This is a genomic window from Micromonospora sp. NBRC 110037 (assembly GCF_001652995.1).
GTDB lineage: Bacteria > Actinomycetota > Actinomycetes > Mycobacteriales > Micromonosporaceae > Micromonospora > Micromonospora chalcea.
In genome coordinates this window covers 34741-56165 of record NZ_BBVA01000002.1, presented here as the reverse complement: position 1 = coordinate 56165, position 21425 = coordinate 34741, and the positions used below count along the sequence as shown (strand labels likewise).

Here is a 21425-nt window from a genome sequence, read left to right as displayed (position 1 = left end):
CACAACTCGGGGCGCAGAGCGGAAATCGCGGCAAGGCACGTCTACCTTTTGCTGCAGCGGCCAACGGCGGATTCTGGACCACACAAGGTGCAGCAAGTCCATGGCTTCGATCACGTAGGCCCAAGTCTCAAATGGACCGTGGGGCGGGTGGTCCGACCTGTCGCAGTGAGATCCCGTGCGACATAGGGCGGGCATCGGAACAGGCGCACTCGGATCGATTTGTGCTGAAGAAATGCTACTTCTCCACGGCGGGGCCGGCATGACGTAATACACCGGGGCAGACGGCACTCGAAGGTACCTGATGAGCTGAGGTATGTCTATCTGAACAACGTGCCTAAATGGGTCTGCATACCCACCAACGGTACCCTTGTTTTCGAATATTAGACACTTTCCGCCGCCCAACTCTCGAAACGCCATATCCCAGTTGTCCGACCCGCGTTGAGTCGGCGCCCATAGCAGCACCTCTGAGTCCCACGCGAGCAGAGCCGAGCTAACCCAGCAATCCACAGTGTGCTCGGGAAGGCTACGCATCGTTTGGTAGTCGGCTCCGGCTACACGATGACGGGATGCCTGGTCAGCACTCATGACTCATCCCGAGGCACGTCCTCGTCGGGGAGGCGGGTCAAGGGGACATACATGGCGCTGATTCAATCATCTCAACGCTGCAACCGTGCAGTCCCGAAGCACTCGCAACCTTCACCGTGACCGAAGTGGGGAGAGGTAGGCTCGTCCGAGCCAGAGGCAAGCGGCCCACCGCCCGACGTCAGGTCGGACACCGACCCGTCGATGGCGGGACATGTGGCGTTGTCAGGACGAGATTCGTTCCGCCTCCTGCACGAACGTGTCGCTTCGCCGCGCGCCCATCCGGTCCAGTTCGTCCAGCACCGCCCCCACCCCGTCCGCACCCACCAGCACGGTGACGCGCAGCCGGGCCGACAGCGGCTGGTCCTGCCAGTAACCACGCGGCAGCAGGCTCGCCTGCGGTGTCGTCGTCGCCACGGCGGCGTCGCTGACGATCACCGAGATCGCGCCCGCGCGCAGCAGCGCGTCGCGCAGGTCGGCGCTGTTCGCCGCCGGGTCCGGCTCCAGCAGCGCGGTGACCAGCCGTACCCGCTGGCCTGGTGGCACTGCTGGTTCGCCGGCCGGTGCCGCCGCGGTACGGCGGCGGGGCGCGCCCGGCGCGGTCAGGCTGGTGACCCCGCCCAGGTGGTACGCGTCGGCGCCCTGCTGCGCCTGGTCCAGGCGTTCCTGGTCGGCCGGCGGCACGCGCAGGCCGATGAGCGCCTGCACCCCGGCGGCGATCAGCCAGGTCAGGACGAAGGAGAACGCCACGACGCTGACCACGCCGACGAGCTGACGCCACAGCAGGCCGCCTCCGCCGCCGAGGAACAGCCCGTCCGCGCCGAGCGGGTTGACCCCGCGGTTGCCGAACAGGCCGAGCAGGAGCGTGCCGAGCATGCCGCCGACGAAGTGCACGGCGAGCACGTCGAGCGCGTCGTCGAGGCGCAGCAGGTACTTCAGTTTCAGCGCGAAGTGGCAGACCAGGCCGGCCAGCGCGCCGATCGCGACGGCCGAGGCCGCGTTGACGTACCCGGCGGTCGGGGTGACAGTGGCCAGGCCCGCGACCGCGCCGGAGACCGCGCCCACGACGGTGCTGTGTCCGTCGGTGACGCGCTCCAGCGCCAGCCAGACGAGCATGGCCGCGGCGGCGGCCAGGTGCGTGTTGAGGACGGCCTGGGCGGCCAGGCCGTTGGCCTGCAGGCCGTCGCCGCCGTTGAAGCCGAACCAGCCGAACCAGAGGATGCCGGCGCCGACGATGGTCAGCGGGATCGAGTTGGGTGGCGCGGCGGTGTGCGGCCAGTCCCGGCGCCGGCCGACGACGAGCAGGACGGCGAGGACGGCGGCGCCGGCGCTGGCGTGCACGACGAGCCCGCCGGCCCAGTCCTGGGTGCCGAACTTCGCCAGCCATCCGCCGGGATGCCAGAGCCAGTGCGCGATCGGCGCGTAGACCACCACCGACCAGACCGCGAGGAACAGCACCCAGCCGCCGAAACGCAGCCTGCCCGCGGTGGCGCCGGTGACGAGCGCCGGCGTGATCACCGCGAACATCATCTGGAACAGTACGAACGCCAGCGTCGGGATGGTGATCCGGCCGTCGACCACGTGCAGGTTGGGCGCGGGCGGCACCTTGAGGTCGGCGAGCCCGAACAGTTCCAGGTTGCCGAACAGTCCGCTGCCGGCGTCGTCGCCGAAGGCGATGGTGTAGCCGACGAGCACCCAGGTCAGGCTGACCACGCCCAGCGCGATCATGTTCTGTTGCAGCATCGCCAGGACGTTGCGGGTGCGGACCATGCCGCCGTAGAACGCGGCGAGCCCCGGTGTCATGAACAGGACCAGGCCGGCGCAGACGAGCACCCAGGCGGTGTCACCCGCGTTCGGAGCGGACACGGTTTCCCTCCTTCTCTCGCAGGTGGACGGAGTCGCGGACGGTGTGCATCACGGTGTCCCTGACCCGTTCGTGGTTGGGCACCGGCGCGAAGTGCCGGTCCGGCAGCAGCAACAGCCAGGTGGCGATGTTGAACGGCCCGGTGAGCACCGGGATGCCGAGCGGGGTGAGCATGGTGGTCAGCGCCATCTGCACGAACAGCGTCAGCGCGATACCGAACAGCGTGTAGACGGTGACCAGTGCGCCGGGGCGGTGCGCCACAGCGCCCACCACGATCGCGGTCAGCACCGCGTTGAAGGCGAACAGCCCTTTGTCCAGGGACGCGCCGTCGGCGCCGAACCAGAGCGCCAGCAGTGTCGCGCCGACGGCGCCGATCACCGCGAACAGCGCCGACCACCGGGAGTTGATCAGCAGGGCGACGAGGATGAGCAGGCCGGTGACCCAGCTCTCGATCAGGTAGACCTGGGACACGCCCTTGAAGAAGACCGGGATGAGGCCCCAGTCGAACGTGCCGCGGGTCAGGGATCCCTCACCGGGGAACTTCGGGGTCAGCTTGGTGAGCACCGTGAACCTGTCGAACTGGTACGCCGCCATCAGCAGGAACCAGGTCGTGAGCACGAACGGGAACGTGTAGGCGGTCAGGTTCCAGCGTTTGAACACGGCGTTGAGGGCGAGCGTGACCACCACCGTGCCGATCGCGCCGAGCACGAGGTAGAGCCACATCAGCGGGCGCTGGTCGAGGAACGTGGGCACCGCGAGGCCGGTCAGCAGCGGGCTGAAGCCGAACAGGCCCTTGCGCCAGCTGGACATGTCGACCCGCAGCGCCAGCGCGGTCGCGGTGCCCACGACCAGGCCGAGCACGCCGCCGCCGAACACCCGGGGCGTTCCGTTCTCGAACGCGCCCCAGGCCAGCGCGATCAGGATGAGCAGGCCGCTGAGCGGATTGTTCTGAAGCACCACCTGCGCGGCGCCGCGCAGGCTCGCGTCGACGAATCCGACCGCCGGGTTCCGGTCGGCCAGCCGGTGCCAGCCACGTCCGATGTCGGCCATGCCGCTGTTCTCCTCGCCTCAACGCCAGCTGAAGACCGGCGGGAAGGTGCAGCCGGTCACCTCTTCGCGGGCGGCAGTGCAGAACGCGCGTACCGCGGCGCGGACCGGTTCGGTCTCCTGCCCGAGCACCTTGAACACCAGGCCGGCGTCGTTGGGCAGTCGGCTGACGGCGGTGGCCAGCGGCGTCTGCTCGTCCCACACCGGCGTCGCGGTCCGCTCGAAGACCCGGGCCGCCCGGTCCGGGTCGGTGAGCAGCACGACGTTGCCGAAGACGTGGAAGCGGTCCATCATGCCGATCCGCGTCACCGGGAACCGGCCGGGAGTGATGACGAACTTCTCCACGAACAACGGGCGTCCGTCGGGCCGGTGCGCCCGCAGCGTGGTGGAGAACAGGTCGTACGCGAAGATCTCGCCGTCGCGGTAGTACTTGCGGCCGGGCTGGAGCACCTCGGCGTACAGCATTGTCGCGGTCTCCGGGAGCCGGACCACGGTGTCGGAGACGAACCGGCTGCGCCGGAACGGGATCACCGGCTCGGGCAGGAACTCCAGGTAGGCATCCTGCGCCAGGGTGAAGCTCTGGGTCTGGGTGCCGTAGTTGGCGTCCATCTCCTGGATCTTGGTGGCGGCCTGGGTGACCAGGTGCGCCTGCGCGCCCGGCCCCAGGTCGACGTCGATGCGCAGCCGGTCGCCCTGGAGCACGCCGCCGGAGGTGGTGAGGATCATGACGCAGGGCAGGCCCGGCATCTCCTCGTCCCAGTACAGCGCGCGTTGCACCAGCAGCGGCGACTGCCGGAAGACGTCGCGCAGGATGGTCCGGTCCTGGTCCTCGCGCCACTCGAACCCCAGCCGGAGGATGCCCACCTTGCCGTTCGCGGCGGCCGGCAGCTGCGCCGGCTGGTCCTGGTACGGCGCGAGTTCCCGGACGGAGTCCAGAGTGGTCATGCCAGCACTTCGGCGTCGAACAGCGCGTTGCGGCGGACCAGGTCCACCAGGTCGTCGATGCCCTCGCCGGTCTTGCAGTTGGTGAACACGAACGGCTTGCCGCCGCGCATCAGCTCGGCGTCGCGGGCCATCACGTCCAGGTCGGCGTCGACGTACGGGGCCAGGTCGGTCTTGTTGATCACGAGGATGTCGGACTTGGAGATGCCCGGACCGTTCTTGCGCGGGATCTTGTCGCCGGCCGCCACGTCGATCACGTAGATGAAGTAGTCGACGAGCGCGGGGCTGAACGTGAGCGTGAGGTTGTCCCCGCCGCTCTCGATGAGCACGACGTCGCTGTCCGGGAACCGCGCCTCCATGTCCTCCACCGCCGCGAGGTTCATGCTGGGGTCCTCGCGGACGGCGGTGTGCGGGCAGGCGCCGGTCTCCACGCCGACGATGCGCTCCTCCACCAGCACGCCGGTCAGGGCGCGGCGGACGTGCTTGGCGTCCTCGGTGGTGACCACGTCGTTGGTGATGACCAGGATGCGCAGGCCCTGCTCGACCAGGCGGGGCACGACGGCCTCGATGATGGCCGTCTTGCCGCTGCCCACCGGGCCGCCGACGCCGATCCGACTCGCTGATTTCATCTGATGAAGCCCTTCAGGTGGGTGAGCGCTCAGCTCATGAACATGCGTACGTGTGCGTGCTGGTGCGCGCCGGCCAGCACGTCGAGGTGCGGCGCGAAGCTCTGCATGTCGTCCAGCCCGGCGGTGCGCACCTCCTCGTAGTCCTCGCCGACCCGCTCGTTCACCGCGAAGAGGATCGACTGGGTGTCGAGGTGGTCCACCCGCATCAGCCGGACCGCCGCGCCGAGCACCATGGAGGCCGCGCCGTACTGGTGGGCGGCGAACGCGTCCGCCTCGCCCACGCCGAGTTCGGCGAAGAGCACGCCGAGCGCGACCGGGTAGGTGACCGGGACGCCGCCGCCGCTCTCCGCGACGCGCTTGCGCAGCAGGGACTCCCCCACCACCCGTTCGGCGGCCTCGGCCAGCTTGCGCCCCATGCGGACGGTCATCGTCCGCGTCTCCTCGTTGATCTTGCGCAGGTGTACGGCCTCGTCGGCCGCCCGGATCCGGTCCAGGTCACCGGCACGCGCGGCGCGGTGCGCCACGAGCAGCGCCACCCCGTCACCGGTGGCGGCGGCACGGGTGACCGTCCGCACGAACTCCTGCAACGTGGTCCGGTCGTGCACCGCGCCCTGCTCGACCGCCGTCTCCAGCCCGTTGGAGAAGGAGAACGCGCCGACCGGGAAGACCGAGTCGCCGAACTGGAGCAGCTTCAGGGCCTCGGTCACCGTGGACACCCCGGCCCCTCAGTTCAGGTCGGCGGGCAGGTGCGTGTGCGGGGTCGAGTCGGCCCCGCCGAACAGCCGCCGCGACTCGTGCGGGGCCAGGTACGCGATGATCTCGGTGCCGGGGATGAACTCGTGGGTGAGGCCGGTGAACGCGTGTGTCCGCATCACCGAGTCCATGACCTTGCGGTCCACCGTCAGCGGGACGTACATCTTGGTGCCCTTCACCACCGCCGGCCAGTGCTGGTTGCCGATCGCGTGGCCGAGTTCGACGGCGGAACGGATCACCATGTCCAGCGACTCGCCGTGCAGCGTGTCGAGGTGCACGACCATCACCTCGCCGAGCGCGATCCGGGCCACCACAGCGGTCGCCGTGGCGTCGTCCCAGGCGAGCACGTCGCCGTCGCGCAGCCGTACGCCGCGGGCCAGGGACAGCGCCAGCTCGGTGCCGAGGCTCGTGGTCCGGCGCAGCCGGCTCTTCTGGGCGTCCCACTGGTCGAGGACCAGGTCGTCGACCTTGGCCTCCCGGAGCCGCTCGGTCCAGGCCGGCTCGTTCACGTTGCCGAGTACCGTTTCGACGAGCATGTGTTCTCCTTTCACGCGACCCCGCCGCCGGCCCGGCCGGGGGCGGGCGTCGCGCCGGGTCAGCTGAAGAAGTAGAGCTGGCTGAGGGGGAGGTTCTTGGCCGCCGGCACGGTCGCGTGCACGCCGTCCATCTTCACGGCGAAGGTCTCCGGGTCGACCTCGAGCTTCGGCGTACGGTCGTTGCGCACCATGTCGCGCTTGGTCAGATTGCGGCAGCCGTAGACCGGCATGACCTGCCGTTGCAGGCCGAGCTGTTCGGCCACACCGGACTCGTGGGCGGCCCGGGACACGAACGTCACGCAGTTCTTGGCGAGCTGGGAGCCGGTGGCGCCGAACATGGGCCGGTAGTAGACCGGCTGCGGGGTGGGCAGCGAGGCGTTCGGGTCGCCCATGATCGACCAGGCGATCATGCCGCCCTTGAGCACCATCTTCGGCTTCGTGCCGAAGAACGCGGGCTCCCAGAGCACCAGGTCGGCGAGCTTGCCCGGGCTGACCGAGCCGATGACGTGCGAGACGCCCTGGGTGATCGCCGGGTTGATGGTCATCTTGGCGACGTAGCGCAGGACGCGGAAGTTGTCGTTGGCGTCGGAGTCCTCGGCCAGCTTGCCGCGGGCGTTCTTCATCTGCCCGGCGAGCTGGACGGTGCGCAGCCAGGTCTCCCCCACCCGGCCCATGGCCTGCGAGTCGCTCTGCATCATCGAGATGACGCCCTCGTCGAGGAGCACGTCCTCGGCGGCGATGGTCTCGGTGCGGATCCGGCTCTCCACGAAGGCGACGTCCGAGGGCACCTTCGGGTTGAAGTTGTGGCAGACCATGATCATGTCGTACAGCTCGGACTGGCTGTTGATGCCGTACGGCACTGTGGGCGTGGTCGACGCGGGCAGGACGTTCATCTGGCCGGCGACCTTGATGATGTCCGGCGCGTGCCCGCCGCCCGCGCCCTCGGTGTGGAACGTGTGGATGGTCCGGCCCTCGAAGGCGGCGATGCTGTCCTCGATGTAGCCGCTCTCGTTGAGCGTGTCGGTGTGGATGCTGATCTGGACGTCGTACTCGTCGGCGACGGCCAGGCAGGACCGGATCACCGCGGGCGGCGCGCCCCAGTCCTCGTGGATCTTGAAGCTGGGCACCCCGGCCATGATCTGCTCGACCAGTGGCGCCCGGCCGCTGCTGTTGCCCTTGCCCAGCAGGCCGATGTTGATCGGCAGGTTCTCGAAGGCCCGCATCATGTTGTGGATGTTCCACGGGCCGGGCGTGATGGTGACGCCGTTGGTGCTGTCGCTGGGCCCGGTGCCGCCGCCCCAGAGGGTGGTGACGCCGTTGCTGAGCGCGGCGTACACCTGCTGCGGAGTGACCAGGTGGACGTGCGCGTCGATGCCGCCGGCGGTCAGGATCAGGTGCTCACCGGAGATCGCGTCGGTGCCCGGTCCGGTCACCAGGCCCGGGGTCACCCCGTCCATGATGTTGGGGTTGCCGGCCTTGCCGATCCCGGCGATCCTGCCGTCCTTGATCCCCACGTCCGCCTTGACCACGCCGAGCAGCGCGTCGACGATTGTCACGTTGGTGATCACCAGATCCACCACGCCCTCGGCGCTGGTGGCCTGGCTGGCACTGCCCATGCCGTCGCGCAGGGTCTTGCCACCGCCGTACATCACCTCGTCACCGAGGACCCGCAGGTCCTTCTCGATCTCGATGTAGAGGTCGGTGTCACCCAGCCGGATCTGGTCGCCCGTGGTCGGGCCGTACATTCCGGCGTATTCCTGCCGTGAGATCTGACTCATGCGTTATCGCTCCAGCTCTGGCGCGTCTGAGAGTGGCGGGCTACTTGCCCTTGCCCTTGCCTTGGTCCTGACCCTTGCCCTGGTCCTGGTCCTGCGACGTGGTCTTGAAGCCGCGCGTCTGGGCCTGGTGGAGCGCCTCGGCCCGGTCCGGCCGGTATCCGGGGATCGGCCCGTCGCCGGTCCAGCCCTGGACCAGTCCGTTGAAGCCGTACACCCGCTGGGAACCGCCGTACGGGATCAGTTGCACTGTCTTGCGGTCGCCGGGCTCGAACCGGATCGAGGTCGTGGCCGGGATGTTCAGCCGCTTGCCGAACGCCGCCGGGCGGTCGAACTCCAGGAAACGGTTGGCCTCGAAGAAGTGGAAGTGGGAGCCGACCTGGATGGGCCGGTCACCGGTGTTGTGCACGACCACCTCGGTCACCGGCCGCCCGGCGTTGAGTTCCAGAGGTTGGTCGCTGAGCTTGTAGCCGCCGATGGGCCGAAGGTGCTTGGAGTTCGGTCCCGGGTGTTGCTTCGCCATGTCGCCCCCGCTCTGCCGGAGACCGTGGCCTCCGGTCGCTGCTCTACTGGATGGGTGAGTGGACGGTGATCAGCCGTGACCCGTCGGTGAAGACCGCCTCGACCTGGAGCATCGGGATCATGTCCGCCACGCCGGGGATCACGTCGTCGGCCGTGAGCACGTGGCTGGCGTCGTTCATGACCTCCTCGACGGTCTTGCCCTCCCGCGCGCCTTCGAGCGCCGCGGCGCAGATCACCGCCACGGCCTCGGGGTGGTTGAGCTTGACCCCGCGCGCCCTGCGGGCGTTTGCGACCATCGCCAACGAGTGGATCGTCAGCTTGTCGAATTCCTTCGGCGTGAGATGCACTTCGCGATCCCTTCGTCCGCACGCTTTGTACGGTTTCAGCTATCCCGTCACGGTAAGAGCGGTTTGGTGCAGCCGCAGCCGTTCAGGGAGATTTCAGGAACCGGTGTGGACCCGCCTCCGCCGGTCGTAGTCGGCGGCGAACAGCGCGAACACGCCCGAGCGACCGAGCGCGTCGAGCAGGCCCAGGAAGAACTGCGTGATCAGGTACCCGGCGCCCCAGCGGCCGGCCGCGCGTCCGGTCGCCGCGTTGCGAAGCGCCCTAAACCCTACATATGCGACATATAGTAGGTTCGCCGCGGCGGCCCGACAGCGAAACTGCCGGGCTGCTCCTGCACACGGACGGGGGACGGGTGAACCGGTCGGCGCCGTACGACCCCGCGGACTCCTACCGCGAGTTCCGGCGCCCGCTCGCGGCGCTGGTGCTCGCCGTCGTCACCGCCGGCGCGCTGGACTCCTTCGCGTTCCTGCGATACGGCGCGTTCGTCGCCAACCAGTCCGGAAACGCCATCTTCCTCGGCATGGGGCCCGCCGGCGGGCACTCCACGTGGCCGGTCTCCGCGGCCTCGATCGTCGCGTTCGCCACCGCCGCCGGGCTGGTCAGCCTGCTCCGCGGCCGCACCGGGCCGACGTCGGCGCCGCTGGTGGACATCGCGGTCACCGAGGCCGCCATGATCGTCTGGGCGGCGCTCAACCTGGCGCTCGCGTACGGCCGGGACGGCACGGCGTCCCGGGTTCTGCTCGCCGCCGCCGGCGCGGCCGCCATGGGCAGCCTGACCACGCTGGCGAGCCGTACCGCGGGGATCGCCACGCCGATCACCTACCAGTCGGGCACCACGACCAAGACCGGTGAGCGGGCCGCCCGCTGGCTGCTCGGCCCCGCCGCCGGCCGGGCCCGGGCCCGGCGGGGCACCCTGCTCGGGCTGCTCGCCCTGGTCAGTTACAGCGTCGGTGGCGCGGTCGGCACGCTCGCCCAGCACCGGCCCCGCTGGGTGCCACTGTGGGGGACGCTCGCCCTGGCCGTGCTGATCCTGCTGCTCCGGCGGCATCCGCGGCCGGCGTCGCGTCGCGGCTGAGCGTCAGTCCGCCTGGGCGGCGAGTTCCCGGGCCCGGTCCCGGGCCGCCTCCAGCGCCGCCAGCATGGCCGCGCGTACGCCGTGGTTCTCCAGCTCGCGGACCGCGGAGATGGTGGTGCCGGCCGGCGAGGTGACCGCCTCGCGCAGCTTCACCGGGTGCTCGCCGGAGTCGCGCAGCATCACCGCCGAACCGATCGCGGTCTGCACGATCAGCTCGTGCGCCACCTGGCGCGGCAGGCCGAGCAGGATCCCCGCGTCGATCATGGCCTCGACCAGCAGGTAGAAGTAGGCGGGGCCGGAGCCGGAGAGCGCGGTGACCGCGTCCTGCTGCGACTCGGGCACCCGGACGGTCGAGCCGAGCGGGGAGAACATCTCCTCCGCCAGGGCCAGGTGCTCGCCGGTGGCGTACGCGCCCGCCGAGATGGCGCTCATCGCCTGGTCGACGAGCGCCGGGGTGTTGGTCATCACCCGGACCACAGGGGTGCCCTCTGGCAGCCGGCGGTTGAAGAACGCCGTCGGCAGGCCGGCGCAGAGCGAGATGACCAGCTTGTCCGCCGGCACCTTCGGGCCGATCTCGTCCAGCAGCGCGGCGGCGTCCTGCGGCTTGACCGACACCGCGAGCACCTCGGCCTCGGTCACCGCGGTGAGGTTGTCCACCACCCGTACGCCGTAGCGGTCGGCCAGCTCCTTCGCCCGGGCCGGGCGGCGCGCGGTGGCGAGCAGCCGCTCCACCGGCCAGCCGGAGCGCAGCAGCCCGGACAGCATCAGCTCACCGATCTTGCCGGCGCCGATCACCGCGACCGTGTGCACCTCGCGTGCCATCAGCCGTACCCCTTCCCGGGTCACGTGGGCGTGGCGTGGCGGGCCGGATCACCGGCCCGCCACGCCGTGCGCCGTCGATCAGCTGCCGAAGAAGACCTCGGCCTCGGCGTACCGCTCCAGCGGCACGGTCTTCAGCTCGCGGGTGGCGTCGGCCAGCGGGACCCGGACGATGTCAGTGCTCTGCATCGCGACCATCTTGCCCCAGTCGCCCTCGTTCGCGGCGTCGATCGCGTGGAGGCCGAGCCGGGTGGCGAGCACCCGGTCGAACGCGGTCGGCGTGCCACCGCGCTGGATGTGGCCGAGCACCACGGTGCGGGCCTCCTTGCCGGTCTTCGCCTCCAGCTGCTCGGCGAGCCACTGGCCGATGCCGCCCAGGCGGACGTGGCCGAACGCGTCCAGCTCCTGGTTGTGCAGCACCATCTGGCCGTCCAGCGGCTGGGCGCCCTCGGCGACCACGACGATCGGGGCGTACTGGTGCTGGAAGCGCTTCTCGACGTAGCCGGCGACCTGCTCGACGTCGAACTGCCGCTCCGGCAGCAGGATCACGTTGGCGCCACCGGCGAGGCCGGCGTGCAGCGCGATCCAGCCGGCGTGCCGGCCCATGACCTCGACCACGAGCGTGCGGTGGTGGCTCTCCGCGGTGGTGTGCAGCCGGTCGATCGCCTCCATCGCGATGTTCACCGCGGTGTCGAAGCCGAACGTGTAGTCGGTGGCGCCCAGGTCGTTGTCGATCGTCTTCGGCACGCCGATGACGTGGACGCCCAGCTCGTGCAGCTTGGTGGCGACGCCGAGCGTGTCCTCGCCGCCGATCGCGATCAGCGCGTCCACGCCCTGGGCGGCCAGGTTCTCCTTGATCCGCTCGACGCCGTTCTCGATCTTGAACGGGTTGGTGCGGGACGAGCCGAGGATGGTGCCGCCGCGGGGCAGGATGCCGCGCACCTCGGGGATGCCCAGCGGCTTGGTCAGGCCCTCGAGCGGGCCCTTCCAGCCGTCCCGGAAGCCCACGAACTCGTGACCGTAGGTGGCGACGCCCTTGCGGACCACCGCCCGAATCACCGCGTTGAGACCTGGGCAGTCGCCGCCGCCGGTGAGCACGCCGATACGCATGATCTGCTCATCCTCCTGGAGCATCAGGTGAAGCCCGGATAAGCCCCAGGATATGTGTCAGATCAGACCATCGGCGCCGTTGCCGGCCCGGGGCGGGCCGTCAGTGCGCACTGTAGTCGCCACAGGTGTACGCCGACACCGCACCCCGGGCCGTTCCGGACGACGGACGGCCCTACCCGTCAGTAGCTGACCTCGTGGTTCTCCCCCGCCTTCGGCGGCTTGCCGGTCACCGCCGCCCTGGCGAACCCGAGCAGGTTCACCACTGTGCTGCCGGGCGAGTCCCAGTACTCCGCCGAGCCGGCGTGCACCTTGATCAACGTGACCCCCGGCGTGTCCAGACCGTCCGGGAACCACACCTTGAGCAGCGGGTTCCACAGCTCCTTCGCCCGCTCGGGGTCCCACTCCTCGGTGGCGGTGCCGGCCACCGACACCCAGGCGTGGTGCCGCTGGTCGGAGAAACCGACGTTGACCTGGGGGTTGACCCGGATCTGCCGGATCTTGGCGGAGTCGGCGTACGCGAAGAACCACAGGTCCCCGTCGAACTCCGCCTCCTGCAGCCCCATCGGCCGGCTGACCAGCCGCCCGTCCACGCCGGTGGTGGTGAGCAGGCAGATCCGGGCGTCCCGGATCAGCTCGGTGACCCGGCGGCGGGCGTCCGCTGCGGTGGTCGGCTCGTTGCTCATGGGCACTCCTGTCTCAGATCGGCGTGATGCCGCTGCGGTGCCCGGGCCGGAACGGGTCAAACCTCCCGCGCGGTCATCGCCCGCCACCGAGCCAGGTTGTGCCGGGCGTCGACGAGCGCGTCGTGCCGGTCCGCCTCGGCGTCCGGCAGCCGGGGACGCCCCCGGTCGTCCCAGAGCTGACGCAGCTCCTTGGTGAACCGGGGGATCTCCCGGGGCAGCGCCGGCATCGCGCCCCAGAGCTGGGCCAGCACGACGTGGTCGTACGCGGCGTACCAGGCCCACAGCTCCAGCTGCTCGCCCGGCCGGTCCCGCACCGGCTCCAGCAGGAAGTCGTGCAGGTCGTCGCGGATGCGCGCGCGCGAGCGCCAGGCCCGGTCGGCCGGCGAGGGGAGCTTGTCCAGCACGTTGCGCCGCACCCAGGGCACCGCCCGGGAATCGTCGAACTCGGTGGAGACCGCGTAGAACTCGCGGCCGTACTCGTCGACGACGCCGATCGACACCAGGTCGACGATCCGGCCGTCCTCGATGAATTCGCAGTCGTAGAAATAGCGGTAGACCATCGCCCTCATCCTCGCCCATCACCGCCGGGGACCGCCCGCCGGGGCGTCCGCCGAGGTCGGCGGCGTGCCGGACACGGCCGGGCCATGGTCACGGAAGTGTCTCCGGGGGTGTACAGCACGCGACGGGACCGTCATGATCTGATGTGTACCGCCGTCGGGCGCCGAACCGGTTGAGCTGCCTTCGTACCGGGACTGACAGCTTCACCCGGTGTGCGAGTCGTGACTTCTGACCGGGGAGGGGTTGAGCCGTGGAGTCTCGCCTGCCGGAGCCGGGTGACGCGCTCACGGGCGTGGAGATGTTCGCCGGGCTCGAGCCGGAGGTGCGGCAGCGGGTCATCGCCGCGGCCGTACCGCGCACCTACCGCAAGGGGCAGCTGCTCTTCGTCGAGAACGACCCCGGCGAGTCGCTGATCGTCCTGCGCCGCGGCGCGGTCGCGGTGTTCCGTACCGCGCCGACCGGCGAGCGCGCGGTGCTGTCGGTGATCCGACCCCCGGACGTGCTCGGCGAGGTGTCCCTGTTGGACGCCTCCACCCGGTCCGCCTCGGCCGAGGCGATCGAGGACTGCGCCGCGCTGGCGCTGTCCCGGCCCGCCTTCATGGAGCTGGTGCACTCCAACCCGCGCATCCTGGACGCGGTGATGCGCTCGCTCGGCCAGCTGATCCGCCGGCTCACCGAGCAGAACGCCGACCACGTCTTCCTCGACCTGCCCGGCCGGGTGGCCAAGACGCTGGTCCGGCTGGCCGGCGAGAGCCAGGCCCCGATGATCACCATCGAGCTGAACCAGAGCCAGCTCGCCGAGATGGCCGGCGGCTCGCGGCAGAGCGTCAACCAGGCCATCGGCTCGTTCGCCAGCCGGGGCTGGCTGCGTACCGAAGGGCGCCGCATCGTGGTCACCGACGTGGCCGCGCTGCGCCGCCGGGCCGGCATGAACGACCGCTGAGCGACGACGACGCGGGGGCCGGCGGTCGTCCCGCCGGCCCCCGCGTCGTCGTGGTCGGACCGTCAGTCCTTGTCGCTGTCGGCCGGGGGCGCGCTCGGGCCCGGGCCGATCTTCGAGGGGTCGGTCTTCTTCGGCGGGGTCGTCGTGGTGGTCGTGGTCTCGGTCGATCCGCTACCCGCGGGCTGCTCCACCATTCCTTTTTCCTCCAGTTCGGCGAGGGTTACGGCGTCCACGTCGACCGTGTCGCCGACGGCCCACACCGTCCCCCGTGGATCGGTCCATGAGGCGGACAGCCGGACGTGCACGGCAATCTCCCTGTCGACGGGACTTCCTGCTAGGGGAGACTAGACCCGGCCGAACAGCCGTGACGTCCCGCCGACCCGTCGGGTACCCGACTGCGGCGGCCGCGCGGGACACTGGGGACCTCACGCGTACGGAGCCGGACATCGACCTCACCTGTGGACACTGCGCCCGGACCGCCGGGCCGGACGACCGTTTCTGCGGCGGGTGCGGCCGTCCGCTGGCGGCGTCCTGCCCGGGCTGCGGGCACGCCAACGACACCGGCGCGAACTTCTGCACCAACTGCGGTCAGCCGCTGCGCGACCACGCGGTGGCGGTACAGGAGGACCGCCGGCAGGTCAGCGTGCTCTTCATCGACATCGTCGACTTCACCACGTACGCCGAGCGGGCCGATCCGGAGCAGGCACGCGGCCTGCAGCAGGCGTACTTCGCCACCGCGCGGCGGCTGGTGCACCAGTACGGCGGCGTGGTGGAGAAGTACATCGGCGACGCCGTCATGGCGCTGTTCGGCGCGCCGGTGGCCACCGACAACGACGCGCTGCGCTGCGTACGCGCCGGGCTGGAGCTGCAGCGCAGCCTGGCCCGCCAGCCGGCCGGGCCGCACCCGCCGCTGGGTTTCCGGGTCGGCATCGCCACCGGCGAGGCCCTCGTCGACCTGGCCGCGGCGCGCGACGGCGGCCAGGCGTTCGTCACCGGCGACGTGGTGAACACCGCCAGCCGGTTGCAGGCGCTCGCCCCGGTCGGCGGCGTGGTGGTCGACGAGAGCACGTGGGCGGCCACCCGGCGCGAGATGGAGTACGCGGACCAGCCGCCGGTGACGTTGCGCGGCCGGTCCACGGTGAGCCGGATCTGGCTGGCCGTGCGGGCACGGCCCCGGCGCGACGGGCAGACCGCCGAGCTGACCCCGATGGTCGACCGGGACCACGAGCGGGGCCTGCTGGTCAGCGCGTTGCACCGCACGCTGACCGAGCGCACCTCGCAGTTGCTCACCGTCTTCGGCCCGGCCGGGGTGGGCAAGAGCCGGCTGCTGCGCGAGCTGGCCCGGCACGCCGCCAGCCTGCCCGGCGCCCGGGTCACCTGGCTGACCGGCCAGTGCCCGCCGTTCGGCGAGAACGTCACCTACGCCGCGCTCGCCGACATCGTCCGCAGCTGGGCCGGGCTGACCGGCGCCGACGACCCGGCCACCGTCCGGGACCGGCTGCGCGAGCGGCTGGGGCGCCTCGCCGAGCCGCACGCGGTACGGCTGGCCGAGGCGCTGGGCCCGCTCGTCGGCGTCTCCGGCGAACGGCTCACCTCGGCCGAGACCGAGGCGGCGTGGCGGCGCTTCCTGCTCGCCCTGGCCGCGACCGGCCCCACGGTGCTCGTCTTCGAGGACATGCACTGGGCCGACGAGGCGATGCTGTCCTTCGTCGAGCAGCTCGGCGCGGCGGCGCGCAACGTGCCGCTGCTCGTCGTCGCGACCGCCCGGCCGGAGCTGCGCGAGCGGCACCCGGCCTGGACCGGCACGATCAGCGGGGCGATGTCCATCTCGGTGCCGCCGATGCACGACGGGGACATCGACACGCTCTACTCGCTGCTGCTCGGCCAGGCCACGCTGCCGCAGGACGCGCGGGCGCCGCTGATCGAGTTCGCCGACGGCAACCCGCTCTACGCCCAGGAGTACGCGCGGATGCTGCTCGACGGCGGGCTCGCCGAGCGGACCGCCGGGCTCGCGCTCGTCGACCCGGCCGGGGTCGCCGGGATGCCGCGTACCGTGCAGGCGGTCATCGCCAACCGGCTGGACCTGCTCGACCCGGCCGACCGCGCGGTGCTCCAGGCCGCCTCGGTGGTGGGCGTGCAGTTCTGGGCGGCGCCGGTGGCGCTGGCGCTCGGCCGCCCGACGGAGTGGGTCGAGCGCGCGCTGCACCACCTCCAGCGCCGGGACCTGGTCTACGAGCTGCCCGTCTCGACCATGCCCGGCCAGGCCGAGTACCGGTTCCGGCACGTGCTGGTCCGGGACGTCTGCTACCAGCGGCTGCCCCGCGCCGAGCGGGTCGCCCGGCACCAGCGCACCGCCGACTGGCTGGAGCAGCTCGCCGACGGCCGGCAGCACGACCGGGCCGAGGTGCTGGCCAACCACAGGTGGGCGGCGCACGAGATCGCCCGTACCGTCGGGCTGGACCAGGCCCCGCACGCCGCCGCGACCCGGTCCGCGCTGCACCGGGCCGCCCGCCGGGCGTACGAGCTGCACGCGCTGGAGACCGCTGCCACGCTCGTGGAGCGCGCGCTGAGCGTGGAGTGCGGACCGGACCCGGCGCTGGAGCTGTTCCAGGCCGAGCTGGCGTTCTACCGGGACCGCGACGGGTTCCTCGACGGCGGCGGGACCGCGCTGCTCACCACGCTGGCCGGCCGGCTGGCCGACGCCGGTGACCGGCCCGGCGCGGCGAAGGCGTGGCGGCTGCTGGCCACGGCGGCCTTCGCCCGGGCCGACCGCTCGGAGCTGATGCGCTGCCTGGATCAGGCGATCGGGCTGCACGCCACGCTGCCGGACAGCGAGGACAAGGTGGGCGTGCTGCTGGAGCTGGCCCGGGCGCACATGCTGGACGCGGAGACCGAGCCGGCGTGCGTGGCCGCGCGCAGCGCCGCCGAGCTGGCCGAGCGGCTGGGGCTGCCCGAGGCGCGGGCGAACGCGCGCATCACGCTCGCCGTGGTCCGCTACCAGGCCGGCGCCGAGGAGGCGTACGCGGAGCTGGCCGAGGTGACCGAGGAGTGCCGGGTGGAGCGGCTGACCAGCCGCCGCCGCGCGGTGCACAACCTGGCCTGGGTGTTGCAGGAGGAGGGCGACCTGACCGGCTCGGCCCGGCTGGTCGACGAGCAGCGGTCCCTGGACCTGGCCGGCGAGCACGCGCTGACGGTGAGCTTCAGCGACCAGTGGGCCCAGTCGTACTACAGCGGGGACTGGACGGCGGCGCTGCGGATGGCCGAGGGGTCGACGCGACGCCCGACCGACGAGTGGGACCTGCACATCGTGGCCGTGTCCGGCTGGATCCGGGCGCTCGGCGACGACCCGGCCGGCCCGGGCGCCGGCGAGGACCTGGTGGACCAGGCGCTCGTCGCGGCCCGGCGCAGCGGCTTCCAGCGCGTGCTGCGCTCCACGCTGGCGCACGCCGCGCTCTGCCGCGCCGTGCAGGGCCGCCGGGACGAGGCGATGGCGCTGCTCACCGAGCTGGACGAGGACTGGCGGCAGACCAAGATGATCCCGTTCGCCGAGTGGGTGCCGGCGGTCGGTCACGTCGCCGCGCTGCTCGGCGGCGACGCCGCGGAGCTGGTGCGCGACCTGCTGGCCCACGCGCCACGGGTGACCCGCTGGGCGCGGGCGGCCGGGGGGTCGGCCGAGGCGGCGCTGGCCCGGCGGGCCGGGGACGCCGCGCGGGCGGGCCGGCTGCTCACCACCGCCGCCGAGGGGTACGCGGAGATGACCGACGTGACCGACCAGATGATCGCGTCCGCGCTGGCGGTCGGGCCGTTGACCGAGGCGGACCCGCCGGCCGCGGCGGCGACGCTGGCCCGGGTACGCGCGTTCGCCGACCGGCACGCCGCGGGCGGGCTGCTGCGGATCGCCGGGGCGGGCTGAGGGTCAGGCCGGTACCGGCTGGCGCGCCCCGGCGCCCTTGGCCTTCTGCGCGTACGTGTCGACGTACTCGCGGCCGGACAGCTCCATCAGCTCGTACATGATCTCGTCGGTGACGGCCCGTTCGACGAACCGGTCACCGGCCATCCCGGCGTAGCGGGAGAAGTCCAGCGGCGGCCCGAACCGGATCCGCACCCGGCCCAGGTTGGGGATGATCTGGCCGGTCGGCTGGATGGCGTCGGAGTTGAGCATGGCCATCGGGACCACCGGGGCGCCGCTCTCCAGCGCCAGCCGCGCCACCCCGGTCTTGCCCCGGTAGAGCCGGCCGTCCGGCGACCGGGTGCCCTCCGGGTAGATGCCGGCGATGCCGCCGGCCCGCAGCACCGACAGCTGGGTGTCGAGGGCGGCACGGGCGGCCCGGCCGCCGGAGCGGTCGACCGGGATGGTGCCGGAGCCGACGAAGAACATCTTGGTGAGCCAGCCCTTGAGGCCCCTACCCGTGAAGTATTCGGCTTTGGCGATGAATGTGACTTTTCGCTTGACGATCAACGGAGTGAAGATCGAATCCGAGAAGGAGAGGTGGTTGCTGGCGAGGATCACCGGCCCGGTGTCCGGCACGTGCTCCAGTCCCTCGACCTGCGGGCGGAAGATCAGCCTCAGCAGCGGGCCGAGGATGATGTACTTCAGCAGCCAGTACAGCACCGGCGTCCTTCCCGTGTCGGTGGCGGCGGGCGGGTCGCCGCGTGGCCCCGGAGGCGCCGTCGGCGCCCGGAGGAGTCCGGGAAGAGGGTACGAACGACGAGCGGCACGCCACAACGCACTCCCGGAACCGGGTGCCGACGTGTCACGATTCAGGGCACGGGCAGGGATCGGCGAAGGGGGTGTCCGGTGTCAGGGGGCGGGCCCCGTCGGGGACGGCGGGACAACGGGCTCGACGCGGCCGAGTACGCGGTCGCGGGCGACGTCGATCCACGCGTCGGCGAGCACCTGCTCGACGTGCTCGCCGCCGGTGGCATCGCGGCCTACCTCCAGCCCTCGGCCGACCTGAACCCGGTGACCCGCACCACCACCGTCCCGGCCCGCCCGGTCGACCGGCTCTACGTCGACAGGTCGCACCTGACCACCGCCCGGGACTACCTCACCCAGCTCGCCGACGAGGGCGGCGGCGAGCAGCCGCGCGCCGACGAGCCGGACATCGAGGCCGAGTGGGCGAAGATCGTCGCCGGGTTCCACACCGCGCCGAGCGCCGGCAGCCACCCCTGGCCCGCGGCCGAGGACGTGGACGACCCACCCCCGCCGGGCGCCGCCGCCGGCAGCCGCCCCGAGGAACCGGCCGGGCCGACCGCCACCGACGTGCGCCGGCTGCCGTACGCGGCCGACATCTCCGGCGTCTCGCTGAGCCGGGACCGGCACGACGAGCCCTCGCTGCTGGACGGCCTGGACACGTTCGGCGCCAACCTGCCCGACGAGGCGTCGGACGAGGAGCACTACACCCCGCCCCCGCCGCCGCCGCTGCCCCGCTTCTCCAAGTACGCGGTGCTCGGCGTGGCCTGCATCGTGCTCGGCTTCCTGCTGCTCCTGTCCCCCACCGTGGTGTCGCTGGTCGACCCGTCGGTGGTGACGCTGCTCGGCTTCTCCGGCATCCTGGCCGGTTTCGTGATGCTGATCTGGCGGCTGCGTCCCGGCGACCGGGACGACCACGACCCGGACGACGGCGCGGTCGTCTGAGGTCGCGCCGTCCGGCTCTGCCCGGATGGCGGGACGCCGCTCGCCCCTGGGCCGGGACGTAACAAGCGTGTAACTTACAGTCAGTAGGAATAGGCTGAACGTCACGTCCCGCACCGGCTGTCCGGCTTGCGTCTCTTCCGGGTCGCCGGTCCCCTGCTGAGCGGAATGCCCGATGCGACAGAGCCCCCTGGTGGTGGTGGCCAACCGCCTCCCCATCGACGACAGTGTGGCGCCCGACGGCGCCTTCGAGTGGCGCCGCAGCCCCGGCGGCCTGGTGAGCGCCCTGCACCCGCTGCTGCGGCAGACGCCCGCCACCTGGGTCGGCTGGGCCGGCGGCACCGGTCCCGCCCCCGCGCTGCCGGACGTGGACGGCGTCCGGATGCACACCGTCCCGTTGAGCGCCGAGGACTTCCGCGACCACTACGAGGGCTTCGCCAACGCCACCCTCTGGCCGCTCTACCACGACGCCGTCGAGCAGCCGGAGTACCACCGCCGGTGGTGGGAGGCGTACCAGCGGGTCAATCAGCGCTTCGCCGAGGCCGCGGCCGAGACGGCCGAGCCCGGCGGCCTGGTCTGGGTGCAGGACTACCACCTCCAGCTGGTGCCCGGCCTGCTCCGCGACCTGCGGCCGGACCTGCGGATCGGCTTCTTCCTGCACGTGCCGTTCCCGCCGCCGGAGCTGTTCATGCAGTTGCCGCGCCGCGCCGAGCTGCTGCGCGGCATGCTCGGCGCCGACCTGATCGGCTTCCAGCGGGCCCAGGCCGCGCACAACTTCGCCCAGCTCGCCACCAAGGTGCTCGGCCTGCCCGCCACCGACCGGCGGATCGGTGTCGACGGCCGGGTGGTGCGCATCGGCGCCTTCCCGGTCGCCATCGACACCGCCGAGATGTCCGCGCTCGCGGCCCGCCCGGAGGTCGCCGAGCGGGCCCGCCGGCTGCGGCAGGACCTGGGCCAGCCGGAGCAGGTGATCCTCAGCGTCGACCGGATGGACTACACGAAGGGCATCGAGCAGCGGCTCAAGGCGTACCGCGAGCTGCTCGCCAGCGGCGACATCAAGGTCCGCGACACCGTGCTGGTGCAGGTGGCGGTGCCCAGCCGCGACCGGGTGGCGCAGTACCAGATCCTGCGGGACCGGGTGGAGCACCAGGTCGGGCGGATCAACGGCGAGTTCGGCCGGGTCGGCGAGCCGGCGATCCACTACCTCTCCCAGCCGTTCGACCGGGCCGAGCTGGTCGCGCTCTACCGCGTCGCGGACGTGATGGCGGTGACGCCGCTGCGCGACGGGATGAACCTGGTCGCGAAGGAGTACGTGGCGGCCCGGGTCGACGGCACCGGCGCGCTGCTGCTCAGCGAGTTCGCCGGCGCCGCCTCCGAGCTGGAGCAGGCGTACCTGGTCAACCCGCACGACCTCGACGGCCTCAAGCAGGGGCTGCTGGCCGCGCTGCGGGCCGGCCCGGAGGACGTGTCGGCGCGGATGCGCGCGATGCGCGACCATCTGGCGCGCAACGACATCCACGCCTGGGCGGCGTCCTACCTGAGCGCGCTGGAGGAGAGCGGGTCGCTCGCCGGCCGCCGCGCCGCAACCCGCTGAGCCGGCGCCCCGG

At 71.7% G+C, this 21425-nt stretch carries 19 protein-coding genes and 1 pseudogene; 5 read left to right on the top strand and 15 right to left on the bottom strand.

Translation table 11 applies throughout. From position 1 onward, the window contains the following. Nucleotides 1-807 precede the first annotated feature (807 nt). From A4R25_RS00270 to A4R25_RS00230, 9 genes and pseudogenes are all read right to left on the bottom strand, one after another. A complete protein-coding gene (locus tag A4R25_RS00270) occupies nt 808-2448 on the bottom strand; it encodes an ammonium transporter (RefSeq protein WP_064445196.1) in 1641 nt (546 codons plus the stop codon). Beyond that, nucleotides 2426-3496, bottom strand: coding sequence for an urea transporter (gene yut / locus A4R25_RS00265; RefSeq protein WP_064445195.1), 1071 nt, complete (start codon nt 3494-3496; stop codon nt 2426-2428). Before yut ends, A4R25_RS00270 begins: the two co-directional genes overlap by 23 nt. An 18-nt stretch (nt 3497-3514) precedes the next feature. Beyond that, nucleotides 3515-4438 carry an urease accessory protein UreD gene (locus A4R25_RS00260; RefSeq protein WP_064445194.1) on the bottom strand — a complete coding sequence of 308 codons (924 nt, stop codon included), beginning with the start codon at nt 4436-4438 and terminating at the stop codon, nt 3515-3517. Beyond that, the gene (ureG, locus tag A4R25_RS00255) at nt 4435-5064 is read right to left on the bottom strand and encodes an urease accessory protein UreG (protein WP_013287653.1); all 630 of its coding nucleotides are present in this window, start codon (nt 5062-5064) and stop codon (nt 4435-4437) included. The genes A4R25_RS00260 and ureG overlap by 4 nt, the downstream gene beginning before the upstream one ends. A gap of 29 nt (nt 5065-5093) precedes the next feature. Beyond that, nucleotides 5094-5771, bottom strand: coding sequence for an urease accessory protein UreF (locus tag A4R25_RS00250; protein WP_223201363.1), 678 nt, complete (start codon nt 5769-5771; stop codon nt 5094-5096). Between the two features lie 18 nt (nt 5772-5789). Beyond that, nucleotides 5790-6353, bottom strand: a complete 564-nt coding sequence (gene ureE / locus A4R25_RS00245; protein ID WP_013475749.1) for an urease accessory protein UreE — start codon at nt 6351-6353, stop codon at nt 5790-5792. A gap of 59 nt (nt 6354-6412) precedes the next feature. Next, complete coding sequence (locus A4R25_RS00240) at nt 6413-8131, bottom strand: urease subunit alpha (protein WP_043329421.1); 1719 nt, start codon at nt 8129-8131, stop codon at nt 6413-6415. 184 nt (nt 8132-8315) lie between these two features. Then, nucleotides 8316-8651: pseudogene (locus A4R25_RS00235) on the bottom strand (urease subunit beta); the annotation flags it as partial. A 43-nt stretch (nt 8652-8694) separates the two neighbouring features. Beyond that, on the bottom strand, nt 8695-8997 hold the full coding sequence (locus A4R25_RS00230) for an urease subunit gamma (RefSeq protein WP_064445193.1): 303 nt from the start codon (nt 8995-8997) through the stop codon (nt 8695-8697). 350 nt (nt 8998-9347) lie between these two features. Between A4R25_RS00230 and A4R25_RS00225 the strand changes: the two genes are divergently transcribed. Further along, nucleotides 9348-10070, top strand: a complete 723-nt coding sequence (locus tag A4R25_RS00225; protein ID WP_231915390.1) for a YoaK family protein — start codon at nt 9348-9350, stop codon at nt 10068-10070. Nucleotides 10071-10073: 3 nt separating this feature from the next. On the opposite strand, the gene proC is transcribed toward A4R25_RS00225, so the two are convergent. The 4 genes from proC to A4R25_RS00205 all read right to left on the bottom strand — a co-directional run bounded on the left by proC (nt 10074) and on the right by A4R25_RS00205 (nt 13242). Then, complete coding sequence (gene proC, locus A4R25_RS00220; RefSeq protein WP_043331082.1) at nt 10074-10892, bottom strand: pyrroline-5-carboxylate reductase; 819 nt, start codon at nt 10890-10892, stop codon at nt 10074-10076. A gap of 78 nt (nt 10893-10970) precedes the next feature. After that, nucleotides 10971-11999 carry a 6-phosphofructokinase gene (locus tag A4R25_RS00215; RefSeq protein ID WP_043331080.1) on the bottom strand — a complete coding sequence of 343 codons (1029 nt, stop codon included), beginning with the start codon at nt 11997-11999 and terminating at the stop codon, nt 10971-10973. A 179-nt stretch (nt 12000-12178) separates the two neighbouring features. Beyond that, nucleotides 12179-12682, bottom strand: a complete 504-nt coding sequence (locus A4R25_RS00210) for a pyridoxamine 5'-phosphate oxidase family protein (protein WP_064445191.1) — start codon at nt 12680-12682, stop codon at nt 12179-12181. A 56-nt stretch (nt 12683-12738) separates the two neighbouring features. Then, nucleotides 12739-13242: a polyadenylate-specific 3'-exoribonuclease AS gene (locus tag A4R25_RS00205; RefSeq protein ID WP_043329415.1), complete on the bottom strand. Its 504-nt coding sequence runs from the start codon at nt 13240-13242 to the stop codon at nt 12739-12741. Between the two features lie 248 nt (nt 13243-13490). On the opposite strand from A4R25_RS00205, the gene A4R25_RS00200 reads away from it, so the two are divergent. Next, a complete protein-coding gene (locus A4R25_RS00200; RefSeq protein ID WP_013287664.1) occupies nt 13491-14183 on the top strand; it encodes a Crp/Fnr family transcriptional regulator in 693 nt (230 codons plus the stop codon). 62 nt (nt 14184-14245) lie between these two features. Here the strand turns inward: A4R25_RS00200 and A4R25_RS00195 are convergent, their stop codons facing one another. Beyond that, nucleotides 14246-14488 carry a hypothetical protein gene (locus A4R25_RS00195; RefSeq protein ID WP_043329413.1) on the bottom strand — a complete coding sequence of 81 codons (243 nt, stop codon included), beginning with the start codon at nt 14486-14488 and terminating at the stop codon, nt 14246-14248. A 59-nt stretch (nt 14489-14547) separates the two neighbouring features. On the opposite strand from A4R25_RS00195, the gene A4R25_RS00190 reads away from it, so the two are divergent. After that, nucleotides 14548-18096: an AAA family ATPase gene (locus A4R25_RS00190; protein WP_231915389.1), complete on the top strand. Its 3549-nt coding sequence runs from the start codon at nt 14548-14550 to the stop codon at nt 18094-18096. 3 nt (nt 18097-18099) lie between these two features. Here A4R25_RS00190 and A4R25_RS00185 read toward each other — a convergent pair whose 3' ends face one another. Next, nucleotides 18100-18795, bottom strand: coding sequence for a 1-acyl-sn-glycerol-3-phosphate acyltransferase (locus A4R25_RS00185; RefSeq protein ID WP_043329411.1), 696 nt, complete (start codon nt 18793-18795; stop codon nt 18100-18102). A 186-nt stretch (nt 18796-18981) separates the two neighbouring features. Here A4R25_RS00185 and A4R25_RS00180 point away from each other — a divergent pair, with 186 nt between their 5' ends. Both A4R25_RS00180 and A4R25_RS00175 read left to right on the top strand, forming a co-directional pair. Next, nucleotides 18982-19821, top strand: coding sequence for a DUF308 domain-containing protein (locus tag A4R25_RS00180; RefSeq protein WP_064445190.1), 840 nt, complete (start codon nt 18982-18984; stop codon nt 19819-19821). Nucleotides 19822-19993: 172 nt separating this feature from the next. After that, a complete protein-coding gene (locus A4R25_RS00175) occupies nt 19994-21412 on the top strand; it encodes a trehalose-6-phosphate synthase (RefSeq protein WP_043329406.1) in 1419 nt (472 codons plus the stop codon). Nucleotides 21413-21425: the final 13 nt, after the last annotated feature.

Excerpts from the sequence above, each read along its gene's own strand:
- yut (WP_064445195.1), bottom strand. The coding sequence starts at position 3,496 with ATGGCCGACATCGGACGTGGCTGGCACCGGCTGGCCGACCGGAACCCG.
- A4R25_RS00260 (WP_064445194.1), bottom strand. The coding sequence starts at position 4,438 with ATGACCACTCTGGACTCCGTCCGGGAACTCGCGCCGTACCAGGACCAG.
- ureG (WP_013287653.1), bottom strand. The coding sequence starts at position 5,064 with ATGAAATCAGCGAGTCGGATCGGCGTCGGCGGCCCGGTGGGCAGCGGC.
- ureE (WP_013475749.1), bottom strand. The coding sequence starts at position 6,353 with ATGCTCGTCGAAACGGTACTCGGCAACGTGAACGAGCCGGCCTGGACC.
- A4R25_RS00240 (WP_043329421.1), bottom strand. The coding sequence starts at position 8,131 with ATGAGTCAGATCTCACGGCAGGAATACGCCGGAATGTACGGCCCGACC.
- proC (WP_043331082.1), bottom strand. The coding sequence starts at position 10,892 with ATGGCACGCGAGGTGCACACGGTCGCGGTGATCGGCGCCGGCAAGATC.
- A4R25_RS00215 (WP_043331080.1), bottom strand. The coding sequence starts at position 11,999 with ATGCGTATCGGCGTGCTCACCGGCGGCGGCGACTGCCCAGGTCTCAAC.
- A4R25_RS00210 (WP_064445191.1), bottom strand. The coding sequence starts at position 12,682 with ATGAGCAACGAGCCGACCACCGCAGCGGACGCCCGCCGCCGGGTCACC.
- A4R25_RS00205 (WP_043329415.1), bottom strand. The coding sequence starts at position 13,242 with ATGGTCTACCGCTATTTCTACGACTGCGAATTCATCGAGGACGGCCGG.
- A4R25_RS00175 (WP_043329406.1), top strand. The coding sequence starts at position 19,994 with ATGCGACAGAGCCCCCTGGTGGTGGTGGCCAACCGCCTCCCCATCGAC.